This window comes from Coxiella-like endosymbiont (assembly GCF_002871095.1).
In the GTDB taxonomy this organism is placed as follows: domain Bacteria; phylum Pseudomonadota; class Gammaproteobacteria; order Coxiellales; family Coxiellaceae; genus Coxiella.
This window is the reverse complement of sequence record NZ_NSHJ01000088.1, coordinates 1-14,510: the sequence shown is the minus strand read 5'-3', so window position 1 is coordinate 14,510 and position 14,510 is coordinate 1. Positions and strand designations below refer to the sequence as shown.

The following is a 14,510-nucleotide window of genomic DNA, read 5'->3' as shown; positions in this document are numbered from 1 at the left end:
TATACTTATTTATATAATTATTATAATAGTATTAGTTTGACAATTTATTTCAATATATCCCTGCTAGTATAATAAATTATCAGTTTTTTATACCTTTGAGATTATGTAGAATATTTATTGTAACACCTAATTTATCTGATAAATCCTTTTGTAAGCGAGTAATATTTAAATCTAGAAAAGCACAAAGTATTTCACTTTTTTATGCTCCTATAACTGACGCTGACGAATAAATTTTTCCATTTCATGCATAGAAAAACCTTTGTTAACAAAATATCTTTAGCTATGTTACTCTTTGTATAGCACACACTCTCCTCTTAACCGCCCATAAAACCCGATCATCACTGATCTTTAAATCATTTTCTTGATTCAAAATTAATGAGCATCAGAATTCAATGTTAAAAGTTACACTAAATTAGTAACACGTATACGAGATTTACCGACAGCTTCAGAAACTTCCTCATGAGTCATAAAAAATTTATTTAATCATCATTACAAAGCAACCCCTACTTGTTATGATATTGAAATTTTCTCTCTGAATATTCTCAATGAGAGAGCTGGAGCTGTCTATGGCGGGGCTCTCTCAGAAATAGAGCGAATAAGAAAGAATTAGTTTCAATCCAGCCTAACTTTTTTTGTGCTGCTTGCCAAAAATCCTAACATCAATTATTTCGTTATGAAGATCAACCAATCAAATGAATATAGGTTACCCAATCCCATGGGAACTAATCGAACTAGCCAAGTCTCTTCTAAGACTTCTTTTTTATCTTCCTCCGTGGTTGATAACGATTGAGGTCAAGCTTTTTGATTAATTATTTTGTATATCATTATCTGTAGAAAATAATTAACTTAAATAGTTAAACATTAGTAGGCTATTTTTTTGTAATCTCTGAGATCAATTAATCTTCCTCTAAAAAGCCCGTTTTATCTTATTTTATTTTTTAATACCTCATAATAAACTATTATTTTCTCTGATAACACCTAAATAAGCAGCTGCCCCTAAAAACTTTTTTAGCATATTTGATTGTATTGACCAACCCATAGCTAGTTGCTTGTGCTAAACAACTATTTTTGGAATAATCACTATTTTATAAATTTCTCATTAATATTGGTGAGTCACTATTCGGAAACTTTCACAATTAGTTGATTAAGTCTATCCTACATTGTTCATAATAATTCCCTGATGTTTAGGGGGAATTAGTTTAGGTACTTTTAAGATCCTTTCAACCTCAATATTTGAAAGAAAACTAGTTAACCCTAAAAAACCATAATATTTATATTAAATCGGCATTAAACCACTATTTATATACGACTAACTCATTCACCCGATCAAAATATTAAAAGAAGGAGGATAAATTAATCAATATATTCAAGATTATACTTATTTTAATGAACTCTTTCAAGATTCTTCTGAAAAGTTTACTTTTTAGCTTAATTTTAAATAAAAAGACTTTAAATACAGGATAATACTACTTTTAACAAAAAGTAAATTATATCTTTAATCTATAAAAATCATAGCCTGTTGTGTACTAGCATTCTTAAAAACTAACATCATTATCGTTAGTTATAAAAAAGTAAGCCTGTGTATATATTCACTCCCAAATCCACACTCAACCTAAACCCTATCCTTAGGGAAACCTATATCATTTAACTAAATACGATTTTTCTCTTCTGCTTAAAAAAGCTGCAAGATTAACTCGCTAACATTCTACTCTTACCATACCTTTTTGTTAGCTATTGAAATTACTGCTATTTTTAATTTCGACCAAATAACTCTCCTTTGTTAAACCTAGTACGAGTAAACGATGTTACCTAAATTGATTAGGTTCAATTACTGATAATTTTTCCTCGGATAATCACATTTTTTTATAAACTATTGTCTGTGTGATCAAGTCAATCTTAACTCTGATCATTTACAAAATTTAATAGCAGTAAAATAGCACACAAAAGCTATAATTAGTCTATCTAAGCATATTTTTTGAGCTGCTAATAGATTTTTATTAGTCAAGATCCCACCAAGGTTTACCTTGGTGCATTGAAAATAAGATACTCTCCAGAATAAAAAAGCAATTTTTTATTAGAGGCTATTTAAAACTAAAAAAACTTTATCTTTCCAACTATATCCTTCTAAGAGCTAATAAGTCAGCCTCATATTGAGATTTATTAGTCATGCCAATGAATTTTTTATAAACTTGATTTTATTTTTAAATAACATCAAACTATTAATAGTTTTTTGATTACACTTTTTCCAAAATATGAATTTCTAAAATCTCAATACGCAATATGAATTTTTAAAACCTCAATATTTTTTAAATTTTTTCCTCATTATTTTGATAAGATACAAAAGGAATCATACTGTAAAAACAAGTAAAATGCTTAGAAAATCCCTCTTCTTTTTAAATGAACAAGTAGTAAGGAAATAGCTACTGGAGTAACTCCGGGAATTCGACTTGCCTGACCCACGGTACTAGGCTGAATTTCGAGTAATTTTTGGCGAACCTCATTAGATAAACCAAAAATTTCCTCATAATTTATGGTCTTAGGAATTAGTGTATGTTCATATTTTTTTCGACGGAAAATTTCTTTCTGTTGGTGTTCTAAATAGCCTTCATATTTTGCCTGAATGTCAATTTGTTCACCTACAATTGGATCTAAAATCTCTGGACCAACTCCTAACTGTTTAATATTCATTAATTGAGAATAAGTAATTTCTGGACGACGCAAAAGATCTAATAAAGAATATTCTCGTTCTAAACTTTTTTGAAACCGTGTTTCGATAGCCTCTGCCATAATTGTATTGGGTCTAATCCAATATGTTTTCAATCGTTGTTGTTCTTTCTCAATCATCTCTTTTTTACGTATAAAAGATTCCCACCGGAGAGTATTGACACATCCTAATTCCCATCCTTTTTGGGTCAATCGTAAATCTGCATTGTCTTGGCGCAATAATAACCTATATTCTGAACGACTCGTGAACATACGATAGGGTTCTTTAGTACCTCTAGTAATGAGATCATCAATTAAAACCCCAATATATGCTTCATCACGCCTCGGCGTCCAAGGATCACGATCTTGAATTTGTAAAGCAGCATTAATTCCAGCAATAAGGCCTTGCGCTGCCGCCTCTTCATAACCCGTGGTCCCATTAATTTGCCCTGCGAAATAAAGTCCAGATATATACTTTGTTTCTAAAGAAGATTTTAAGTCACGCGGATCAAAATAATCATATTCAATAGCGTAGCCTAGTCGGGTAATGTGACATTTTTCTAACCCTTTTATGGTGTGAATAAAATCTACTTGTATATCAAAATCTAAACTGGTAGAAATACCATTAGGATAAACTTCAGGGGTATTCAATCCTTCTGGCTCTAAAAAGATTTGATGTGAAAGACGATCTTGAAACCGCACCACTTTATCTTCTATAGAAGGACAATAACGGGGCCCTATACCTTCAATAACGCCGGAAAAAAGTGGCGAGGTTTTTAACCCTGAGCGAATAATATCATGGGTTTTCTCATTAGTATGAGTAATAAAACAGGGAATTTGCTTTGGATGTTCGCTTACCTTACCCCAATAAGACATCACTGGTAGAGGTTGATCACTCAATTGTTCTTCCAGTTGAGAATAATCAATAGTCCGCCCATCAATCCTTGGAGGTGTCCCAGTTTTAAACCTTTCTACTCGAAAAGGCATATTTCGTAATTGCTTAGCAAAGGCTAACGAGGAAGGATCTCCCATACGACCACCCTTGTAATTTTTCATACCAATGTGAATTTTACCACTCAAAAAAGTTCCTACTGTCAATATAACAGCAAAAGCATGAAAGCAAAGACCTATTTGGGTCAACACACCTGTTACTCGATTATGCTCTTGAATTAAATCAATCACTACTTCTTGAAATAAAAAGAGGTTTGGCTGATTTTCCAATGCTCGGCGAATGGATGCTTTATAGAGAGTACGATCAGCTTGGGCACGGGTCGCACGAACTGCTGGACCTTTCCGTGAATTAAGAGTGTGAAAGTGAATACCAGCTTGATCAGTCGCATAAGCCATGATGCCACCCAAGGCATCTATTTCTTTAACCAACTGAGTTTTACCAATTCCACCAATTGCAGGATTACAGGACATTTGACCGAGTGTTTCGATATTATGGGTAATTAATAAGGTTTGAGCACCCATCCGCGCAGCTGCTAGAGCCGCTTCAGTTCCTGCATGCCCCCCTCCAACTACAATAACGTCAAATTGTTGAGTGGTACTTTTTATATTGTTAATTTTAGAATAATTCATTATTTTATCAAATGCTTATTTGTTATTTTTATCATTTTCCAATACAAAATTCTGAAAATATTTTTCCCAGTAAATCATCAGAGGTAAATTCACCGGTAATTTCTGATAAGGCGTTTTGCGCATAAAGCAGATCTTCTGCTACGAGTTCACCCGCTCTTTGATGAACCAATTGCTCATAAGCACGTTGAAGAAACGTTTTGCTTCTTTTAATAGCATCACAATGACGACCTCTACCCATAAAAGTACTTTCATTTGTGGTTTTTAATCCAACCATTTCTTTTAAATGTTCTTTTAAAATTTCAATACCATCTCCCGTTTTCACTGAAAGTTTAATCCGTAAGTAATCACTCTTTTGTTGGGAGGGTTGTTCTCCTGTCAGATCGATTTTATTTTCAATAACAATAATTGGAACTCGAGTTTCTTTTTTAGATGAAATATTAGTTAAATATTGTTCAATCATTGTGAATGAAGTTTGAAAAGCATTTTCTACTCGAGCAGTATCTACTATTAGTAAAATAAGATCAGCTTGTTCAAGAGCTTTTTTTGTTCGTTGAATACCCTCTTTTTCTACGATATCTTCAGTAATTCGTAATCCTGCTGTATCCAATAGCTGAATCGGAATCCCATCAATGTAAATCAATTCTCGTAAAATATCACGAGTAGTACCTGCTATATCTGTAACGATTGCTGTTTCTTGACCACTCAACAAGTTTAATAAACTAGATTTTCCCACATTTGGTTCACCTGCAATAACAACACTGATACCATGTTGTAATAAAGCTCCTTGTTTTGCTGTTATTTCAATTTCTTCGACTTTTTTTAATAATTTTTCTAACTTTTCTTCAATAATTTTCTCTACCAAAAAATCAATTTCTTCTGTAGGAAAATCAATAGCTGCTTCAATATAAGTACGCAACTCCACCAAGCTTCTTACTAATTCATTAATTCGCTTAGAAAATTTACCTTGAAGTGAACGTATCGCTGAACGTGCTGCTTCTTCCGAAGAAGCGTTAATTAAATCCGCAACGGCCTCCGCTTGAACTAAATCAATTTTATTATTTAAAAAAGCTGTTTCGCAAAATTCTCCAGGACGTGCTAATCGGGCTCCTATTTGAATAACATTCTTTAACAGTCTATCCATAATTACAGGCCCACCATGCCCCTGTAATTCCAATACATCTTCACCCGTAAAAGAATGAGGTTTTGGAAAATATAAAGCTACTCCTTCATCAAGGAAAGAACCCTCGGAATCTTTAAATACACTTAAAGTGGCATACCGCGGTTTAGGAATAAATCCTATGATTTTTTTAGCAATATGGAGCGTACTCGGACCTGAAACACGAATAATACCTATTCCTCCTCGACCTGCTGGAGTAGCTAGAGCGGCAATGGTTTCAGGCAATAGTTTCATTAGATACTAAAACTAATAAAAAAGCTTTTTATAATAAAAAAATCTTATCATCCTCGCTTTTTCAAGCACCATAGCTTAGTATGAGGATCTACAATACCTTTCTAAAAAAGAAAGGTCACATAAAAGTACTATAATTGTATAAAGTATAAAAAATAATTAAAGCATAAAAAATAATTTTTTTATTTGCTAAGTAATATAAAAGATTGTTATAGAAAGTGGGTTTATTAGACTAGACAGAACAAAAACTACTATCCTTAATACCGATGATCTTAATATGGGAAAGATTCACTTACAAAACGGCAATAGTCTTTCAAAATCAGATAAAAAACTTAAAAATTTCCAGAAAAGAATAACAAGATGCTCAAAAATTAAAAAATATAGAACTTCTTGGGTATACAAAATTAAAAACTAAAAAAATTTTTATTGCAGAAAAACGATTCCACTTTTATAAAATTTTTTATTACTTTTTTTGTTTGAACTAAATTTTTAATTTAGTCTTATAACTTTTGTTATTTTTATTAACATACAATTGCTGTAAAGTTTGTACCACGTTGTTAGTTAACCAATATAATACGAGACCTGCAGGAAAATTGATAAAAAACACAGTAAATATAACTGGCAAAATCCACATTACTTTTTGTTGAGCAAGATCAGGAGAGGCTGGTGATAATGATTGCTGAACTAACATACTCAGCCCCATTAAAATAGGTAAAATATAATAGGGATCTTTAACAGATAAGTCATGAATCCAAAAAATAAATGGTGCTTGACGTAATTCCACACTTTCTATAATGACGTAATAAAATGCAATAAATACTGGAATTTGGATTAGCATAGGTAAGCATCCACCGAATGGATTAATTTTTTCTTTACGATAAAATTCAATTGTAGCACGACTTAATTTTTGTCGATCATCACCATAGCGCTCTTTAAGAGCTTGTAAATGAGGCTGTATTTCACGGATTCGAGCCATTGATCGAAAACTTTTTGCAGAAAACCAATAAAAAACTATTTTAATGAGAATCGTCGTCAGGACAATAGTCCATCCCCAATTTTTAAGCAACGCGTATGTAATGCTCATAATCCAAAATAATAAATTTGAAATTGGCAATAACCATCCATAATCAATAGTATGATCTAGTCCAGGTGCTAATGATTTTAAGAGTTTTGCCACCTCAGGACCAATATACAATGTTGCATAACTTGTAGCTGTTTTTCCAGAGGCTACACTCATTTTAGGACTGACAAACCCAATAATATAAACATTAGGAGCAGTTCCAGAGAAAATAACACGGCTATAATAATGATATATAAGATTTGGATTCTCGGAAATCCAAGCACTTAAAAAGTAATGTTGTTGCATAGCAATCCACCCATGTTTAGAATTACGATTAATATTTTGCTTATCCATTGCTTCATAAGTTACTTTTTCGTAAGGTATTTTCGGACTAGAAATAGCCGCACCGTTATAACTTCGTAGATAAAAATGCTGATGTTCATCTGTAGGCTTACGCCGCATAATTTGAGTATAGAGGCTCCCTTCCCAAATCTTATTTGTGGCATTATGAACTTGGTATGAAATCTGTATAGCATAATTATTGCGATGAAAAGTATAAATTTTTCTAATACGCAAACCATTATGAGTCTGCGCCCTTAATTGAACAATAAGTACATTTTGATGATCCCTTAATTCATACTGTTTTTCTTGTACTGTGTAATGAATCGGAGGTTTCGTATATAAGTTAGTTAGGCCGCTTTGAACAATGTAAAGAGATTCTCTATCATTACTTAAAATTCGAACATGAGTTTTCTTGTCTTCTAGGGAGAATGGATATTTAGGTAACTGAGCTGAAACAATATTCCCTCCGTAAGTGTCAATAGCCAATTCTAAAACATCAGTTTTAACCGTAATTAACCGATTTTTAAAATTTTTTTCTTGATTTAAAATAGAAACTTCCGTTTCAGTTTTAGTTGTTTCTGTCGTACTCGGAGTGAACGTTGGTGGAGTATAGTTTGTGGATATTTTTCCATTCTCTTTTATACTAATTAATTTAGGATTATCTACTAGATTTGATTGGTAATCACGAATCCAAGCATTAAAAAGTACAATACCTAAAGAGGCTACAATGATATATAAAATCGTTTTTTTAATATCCATCATTAAGTTAATTTTTTGTGCTTTTCAGGGACCTCATCTATGCCACCTAAATTTAAAGGATGGCATTTTAAAAGTCTGTAAAGGGTTAAATACATTGCTGTTAGTACATTGAATCGACTAAAAGCGGTTTTAGCATAACAAGAACAACTCGGATAAAATCGACACGCATTTCCTAGATAGGGACATATAAGATATTGATAAATTTTAATAATTCCAAGTAAGATACTTCGGATTACATGATCAATTGATTGAATAATTCGTTTACACATTTATGCAACTCTTGTTTTCTCGCTTCTTTTAATTGAGATTTTGCTATAAAAACAATATCTATTGAAGGTAAACGATGTTTTTGCAAACGAAACTGTTCTTTCACTATTCGTTTTGAACGATTACGTATTACAGCTTTTTTTAGATTTTTCCGGCTAGCTACGACACCTAAACGAGGGTACCCTAAGTTATTATTTTGAAAATATAGCAAATAGAAATATCCTAATAAACGTTGACCTCCTAAGTAAATACGATTAAATTCCATTGTAGTACGAATTCGCCACTTCATACAGAAGTCATGATTCATTAAATTGATAAGCGTTTTCTACCTTTTGCTCGTCGCCGACTTAACACTTGGCGACCATTTTTAGTAGCCATACGTATTCGAAAGCCATGTGCGCGATTTCGTTTTAGTTTACTGGGTTGATAGGTTCTTTTCATAACTATTCACCTAATCCAAGTAATTCAAATCTATTATGATAATTCAAGGTATGTTGGTGTGTCAAATAAAGAAATTATTTTAAGAATTTCTCTCTTAGATTTACGGCTAACCATAAACTTCTAATAGCTTTCTATTCTGAATATCTTTCTATTATGTAGCTTTCTATTAAGTTTATTTTTATTAAAATTTTAAAAAACTTAATTAAAGATTAAAATTAAATAAAATTTTAAAAAAACTAATATTAAATAATTTTAAATTTATTTAATAGTAGTTGTTTTTAAGCCTGTTGATACTGTTTATAAGTGTAATAGCTTTTAAAAATTAATAAGTTGTTATTGTAATCTTCTGTGTATCTTTGAAAGAATTACATTAGAATATCCTGTGGATATTTGTGGATAAGTTGAGTGTATCTAAGGTTATTCATATTTTAATAACAGGTTATCCATAGTTTTAAAGGGTATCCATATCTTTAATCTTTCAAAGCTGTTAGCTGTTATGTAATAATTCTTTTGACTCAATCATTAAACTGAACGAATAATCTATTACTTCTTAAGAAACTTCAAAAGTTAATGACATAAAAAGGGATGAAATTATATTTGGTTTTGATGCCATGACCATGGAATATATGAATAGTTACGATTCTACTGATAGTCTTACGGAACAAAAGACATCGAGTAACATAAGTTTCTTAAGTTTTAGTTAGAGCCCATAAACTTCTTAGAAGATGAAATTATTTTAGTACGATATAAATATAATATTTAATTATAGTATCTAGGTTTATCTTCAAAGACTAAAGAACTCATTTAATATCTGGATGATAATATCTAATTCATCAGAGGAAGAACCGGGGATGATCAAGTAAATTGGCTCTAAAGTGATTTTTTTACCCATTCCAATTCATTTAATTGATTTTATTAATTTTTATATAAATCGTATTGATTCTTGTGATAAATCCAAACGAATCATATTTTTTTGAAATCCTAATGAATCCTTGGATGTTTTTAAAAACATTATATTATTTTACCGTTATGATTAATCATTCATCATTATAATTAGGTAATTTTAAGTTTAATAAATTTAGTAGTTTTTTACTACTAGAGCAACGTAGACAGGTCTAAAACAATTTAATAATTCTTTAGATTGTTTAAAGATAAACAGCTATATTCTTATTCTGATAAGTTTATAAAGTTTATAAAAAAAATAACCTCTATCACATAAATTTATTTAGTAAATTAGGATAAATTTCTTTGAGAAAGATAGTAATAGATAAAAAGGAAATCTAATTTTTTCTTGAAATTCTATGTTTCTTTGTCATTTTAAGATAATTATCTCCACCGATTTTAGTCAACTTAATTTTCAATATTAAAACAATGATTATCATATTCTAAAATATTTTCCTAAAGATCAAAACATAACAAGACTAAATCAATTATATTTCTTACATAAACTACTCTTGATGTATGTATTTTTTATATCTTTTCTTAAATTCTATTTTTTGATCAAACGTCAAAAAAGTTGTTCATTAAACTTAACTCAATTTTTAAGATTTTGAGTAGCTTTAACAATTTGAGAAATAATTATATGGATAGAAATGTTGAGATTATTTCATTTATAAAATTTAAATTAAAAGTAAAAAATATATTGTAATATTTATTTGTAACATTTACTTTTGAATTTTAAATATAAACATAAACACTTTAGTAATAATTTTTAATAAAAATACCAGCGTTAAACTGAATTAAAAATTTTAATAAAAGCAATTGCTTTTTATTATGTTTAGGGTATATAGTATTACTTTGATATTGTAAAAATCTGTTAGTATTTTTTTTTGAATTTCTTTGACTAGAAAAATATTTGTTTTTTTGTGGACATTTATATTAACAAAGAAAAATCAGCAATTTTTGTAAATAATTGTTGTAATGAGGTTAAAATAGCTAATCGATTGTGACGCTTTTTTGTGTCGTTGACCATTACCATAACTTTATCGAAAAATTTATCAATCAAATCTGTTAATATCGGTAATTCACTTAATGCTTTTGTATAATCTCCTTTTTTATATAAATTATTGATTGATGTTGAATGAATTTTAAGTGCTTCAACTAAGTCGTGTTCTGCATCTGAATCAAATAAAGAAGTATCAATATAATTATGATCAGCTGTTATTTCAAACGATTGTTTTTTTAAAATATTGCTTACTCGCTTGTAGGCAGCCGTTAGGGCGCTAGATGAAGGCAAGGTTTGAAAATACTGAATAGCTTTAATACGCCGATCAAAATCAAGAGGTTCTGTAGGATGAGTAGCAAGAACTGCCATAAACACTGAAGGAGATACATTATTTTCAATGTACCAAGAGCGAAGCCGTTCGATAATAAAATCTAAAGATTGATTGACTACATTCTGGTTAGGTAATGGGTTAATATAATTTTTTTCTGCTTCTTTTAATAATCCTAATAAATCCAATGGAAGTTCTTTTTCAATTAAAAGTCGTAAAATGCCCAGAGCTGCTCGACGTAAGCCAAAAGGATCTTTATGGCCGGTGGGAGATTTATTGATACCGATAATGCCGATAAGTGTATCTAAACGATCTGCTAAACCCACGCAGACCCCTTCTAAATTTCCTGGAAGCTTATTTCCTGAAAATCTAGGTAAATAATGATCCTTAATAGCTTGGGCGATAATCTCAGATTCTTTATCATGCAAAGCATAATGATAACCCATTGTCCCTTGTAAGCTGGGAAATTCACAAACTATTTCAGTGACTAGATCACATTTAGCTAATAATGCTGCTCTTTGGGTGAGTTTTTTATTAACTTCTTTAAGATTCTTGGTAATGAAATTAGTAAGTTTCAATATACGTGTAGTTTTATCCGCTAAGCTTCCTAATTGGTGATGAAACATAATGCCTGATAGTTTACGGAGTCGACTTTCGAGTGATACTTTAAGATCATTGTGATAAAAAAAGGAAGCATCTGATAATCTCGCATTTATAACTCGTTCATTTCCTTTAATAATGCATTGGGGATTTTTGCTAGAAATATTACTGATGAGAATAAAATAAGGTAAGAGATCACCTTGATTATTTTTAACAGGGAAACAGCGTTGCTGAACTTCTATGCTAGTGATTAATAATTCAGGGGGAAGAGTAAGAAATTCTGGTTTAAAATGGCCTAATAGCGCTACAGGCCATTCAACCATACCGGTTACTTCTTTTAGAAGTTCTTTATTAATAACTACTTCTCCTTTTGAAGCAGCAGTTTTTTTAATTAAGTCGTGGATTTTTTTACGTCGCTTATTAAAATCAACGATAACCATTCCATGGTTTAGCAATAAGTTCTGGTAATCACTCGGTTGGGTTATGGAAATACTATTGGGGTGATGAAAACGATTTCCAAACGTTTTGCGATCCGCTGCATGACCTAAAATGCTTGTTGGTATTACCTCTTTATCCAATAATATTGTTACCCAATGCACCGGACGCACAAAAGATTCAGGATGACTTCCCCAGTACATTGCTTTAGGAATATTAAGGTTTTTTATGGCAGATTGAATAATCTCTGGAAGTAATTTACAGGTGGGTTGGCCAGGTTGTTCTATTTGACAATAAATAAATGCTTCTTTTTTTTTTATTTTTATTTGAAGCTGATCCGTTAAAACACCGCAAGAACGAGCAAATTCTAAACAGGGTATTGTGGGGGTACCATCTTTAGCAAAAGCCACTTTTACGCGAGGACCTTGACGTTCTAAAATACGTGATGGCTGTTTCGATGTTAAACTCTTTATTAATATTGCTAATCGGCGAGGAGTTGCATAACGGTGAATGGATTTAAAAGAAAGTGCAGCTTTTTTTAGTTCTTTTTTAATATTTTGAGACAAACTACATGATAATTGATTCAAGGTTCGTGGAGGTAATTCTTCACAACCAATTTCTAATAAAAAATCTTTGGTAAGCATTACACTCTCTTTACTTTTTTAACATTGGAAAAAATAGTTTTTCTCTCGCTGAGTAGTACGCTTTTGCTATTGCATGGGTTAATTTCCTAATACGTAAAATATAACTCTGCCGTTCGATAACCGAAATAGCTTTTCGAGCATCTAAAAGATTAAAAGTATGTGAAGCTTTTAATACCATTTCATAAGCTGCCAAAGGAATTTTAGCTTCAATTAATCGTTTAGACTCGTTTTCGTAAAAATCGAAATGATTTAAAAGAGAATCCACATCAGCGTATTCAAAATTATAAGCTGACATTTCAACTTCGTTTTGATGGAAAATATGACCATATGTGATAGGTTGATCAGATCCTTCTGTCCAGATCAAATCAAATATGTTGTCTACACCTTGAAGAAACATAGCTAATCTTTCTAAACCATAAGTAATTTCTCCAGTTACTGGTTTACATAAAAGGCCACCGACTTGTTGAAAATAAGTAAACTGAGTGATTTCCATTCCATTTTGCCAAACTTCCCATCCAACCCCCCAGGAACCTAATGTTGGAGCTTCCCAATTATCTTCTACAAAGCGGATATCGTGGGTTAAAACATCAATACCTAATGCTTTTAATGAACCGAGATAAAGTTCTTGGATATTATCCGGAGAAGGTTTTAAGACAACTTGATATTGATAATAATGTTGGGTGCGATTAGGGTTATCTCCATATCGACCATCCGTGGGTCGTCGAGAAGGTTGTACATAAGCAGCTCGCCAAGGTTCAGGACCGATCGCCCGTAAAAAAGTAGCTGGATGAAAAGTACCTGCTCCTACCTCAATATCTAGAGGTTGTAGTAAAATACAACCTTGCTGCTCCCAGTATTGATGCAAAATAAGAATAGTTTTCTGAAAATTGATTCGTTGTAATGATTTCATTAGTAAATTTTTATCATGATCTGTCATGGAAAGCCAGACAAGTACCTCACACAGTACTTAAAAATAAAATGCTAGTAAAAAATTACTTATGCATAACAATAGAAAATAAAAGCTAAATATTTATTTTTATTTATTGTTTGTATTGGTATTCGCTTCTAAATCCATCATATTTTGCATATTTTTTTGGAAATTCATTCCAGGAATATAATAATTTTGATTACATAACTTATTCTGCTTATGAACTAGTTAGGGGATCGAATATTACTCCAGACTATTGTGCTAATTGGAAATGATCTTTAAGTTGTTGTTGAGTAGGAATCCTTTTCCATATTCTTTTCCACTGATACACATTTAAGGTCACTTATTCTGCTGTTTAAAAAATCATTTCATTGTTAAATAATTTATCAACGTTAAGGAAGATATTATGAAAATCATAATATTTGAGTGGTTTTATAAATCCCACTAGAAAATTTTAGAAATAAATTAAGATATACCTCTTTAAAAATATTAAGTTTTTTCAAAACGAGATCAAGATTTTTATTTTAGTAATATTTTGAATTTTATGTTTTGACTAATGTTTTGCATCAGAAGATTGAGATTCTTAGACTAAGAACAGAATTGATCATCAAAAACTTATTTTACTAACTGAAAAACTTAAAAAGATTTCTATCTTAAATTGATGAATTAATACCTACTACAATTTAAGCTAGATCTTTTAAAAAATTTAATGTATTCTTATTAATCGATGATAATCACCACACTTTTTATACTTAAATTTTTTTGTTTTTCTCAATTTTTTTTAGAGTTTCAAATAAACATGGAGTAAAAAATAAAAATCAAAACACACAAGGAGGATCCAGTAAAAAGTTTTTTTACAATTATTTTCTTTTTCTATGAAATTGAAAAAGTACTCATAGCCTCTCGAATTTTCTGCATAGCGTTTTTTTCGAGTTGACGAATACGTTCCGCCGAAACTGCATATTGTTCTGCTAATTCATTTAAAGTAAGTTTTGTTTCATTCAACCAACGTTTATAAAGAATATTTCGGCTACGTTCATCCAAAATCTGAAGCGCCTTATGAAGGCGG

10 protein-coding genes are annotated in these 14,510 nt (G+C 31.0%); all 10 read right to left on the bottom strand.

Annotated features, from left to right (window positions below):
* Positions 1-79: 79 nt before the first annotated feature.
* Positions 80-163: a hypothetical protein gene (locus CLERM_RS04210; protein ID WP_420838474.1), complete on the bottom strand. Its 84-nt coding sequence runs from the start codon at positions 161-163 to the stop codon at positions 80-82.
* 2,210 nt (positions 164-2,373) lie between these two features.
* The gene (gene mnmG, locus CLERM_RS01455; protein ID WP_102156831.1) at positions 2,374-4,260 is read right to left on the bottom strand and encodes a tRNA uridine-5-carboxymethylaminomethyl(34) synthesis enzyme MnmG; all 1,887 of its coding nucleotides are present in this window, start codon (positions 4,258-4,260) and stop codon (positions 2,374-2,376) included.
* 55 nt (positions 4,261-4,315) lie between these two features.
* Positions 4,316-5,695 (bottom strand): tRNA uridine-5-carboxymethylaminomethyl(34) synthesis GTPase MnmE, encoded by a 1,380-nt coding sequence (mnmE, locus tag CLERM_RS01450; protein WP_102156828.1) that lies wholly within the window; start codon positions 5,693-5,695, stop codon positions 4,316-4,318.
* 478 nt (positions 5,696-6,173) lie between these two features.
* Complete coding sequence (gene yidC / locus CLERM_RS01445; RefSeq protein ID WP_102156830.1) at positions 6,174-7,853, bottom strand: membrane protein insertase YidC; 1,680 nt, start codon at positions 7,851-7,853, stop codon at positions 6,174-6,176.
* A gap of 2 nt (positions 7,854-7,855) precedes the next feature.
* Positions 7,856-8,122 (bottom strand): membrane protein insertion efficiency factor YidD, encoded by a 267-nt coding sequence (gene yidD, locus CLERM_RS01440; protein WP_102156827.1) that lies wholly within the window; start codon positions 8,120-8,122, stop codon positions 7,856-7,858.
* Complete coding sequence (gene rnpA, locus CLERM_RS01435) at positions 8,086-8,409, bottom strand: ribonuclease P protein component (protein WP_236905165.1); 324 nt, start codon at positions 8,407-8,409, stop codon at positions 8,086-8,088. The genes yidD and rnpA overlap by 37 nt, the downstream gene beginning before the upstream one ends.
* A gap of 17 nt (positions 8,410-8,426) precedes the next feature.
* The gene (rpmH, locus tag CLERM_RS01430; RefSeq protein WP_102156825.1) at positions 8,427-8,561 is read right to left on the bottom strand and encodes a 50S ribosomal protein L34; all 135 of its coding nucleotides are present in this window, start codon (positions 8,559-8,561) and stop codon (positions 8,427-8,429) included.
* 1,873 nt (positions 8,562-10,434) lie between these two features.
* Positions 10,435-12,513 carry a glycine--tRNA ligase subunit beta gene (gene glyS / locus CLERM_RS01425; RefSeq protein WP_102156824.1) on the bottom strand — a complete coding sequence of 693 codons (2,079 nt, stop codon included), beginning with the start codon at positions 12,511-12,513 and terminating at the stop codon, positions 10,435-10,437.
* A 10-nt stretch (positions 12,514-12,523) separates the two neighbouring features.
* Positions 12,524-13,423, bottom strand: a complete 900-nt coding sequence (glyQ, locus tag CLERM_RS01420) for a glycine--tRNA ligase subunit alpha (protein WP_102156829.1) — start codon at positions 13,421-13,423, stop codon at positions 12,524-12,526.
* An 891-nt stretch (positions 13,424-14,314) separates the two neighbouring features.
* On the bottom strand, positions 14,315-14,510 hold a 196-nt coding region (locus CLERM_RS01415; RefSeq protein WP_145996291.1), incomplete at its 5' end, for a sigma-70 family RNA polymerase sigma factor.

Coding starts and splice junctions, on each gene's coding strand:
- mnmE (WP_102156828.1), bottom strand. CDS start 5,695: ATGAAACTATTGCCTGAAACCATTGCCGCTCTAGCTACTCCAGCAGGT.
- yidC (WP_102156830.1), bottom strand. CDS start 7,853: ATGGATATTAAAAAAACGATTTTATATATCATTGTAGCCTCTTTAGGT.
- yidD (WP_102156827.1), bottom strand. CDS start 8,122: ATGTGTAAACGAATTATTCAATCAATTGATCATGTAATCCGAAGTATC.
- rnpA (WP_236905165.1), bottom strand. CDS start 8,409: ATGAAGTGGCGAATTCGTACTACAATGGAATTTAATCGTATTTACTTA.
- rpmH (WP_102156825.1), bottom strand. CDS start 8,561: ATGAAAAGAACCTATCAACCCAGTAAACTAAAACGAAATCGCGCACAT.
- glyS (WP_102156824.1), bottom strand. CDS start 12,513: ATGCTTACCAAAGATTTTTTATTAGAAATTGGTTGTGAAGAATTACCT.
- glyQ (WP_102156829.1), bottom strand. CDS start 13,423: ATGAAATCATTACAACGAATCAATTTTCAGAAAACTATTCTTATTTTG.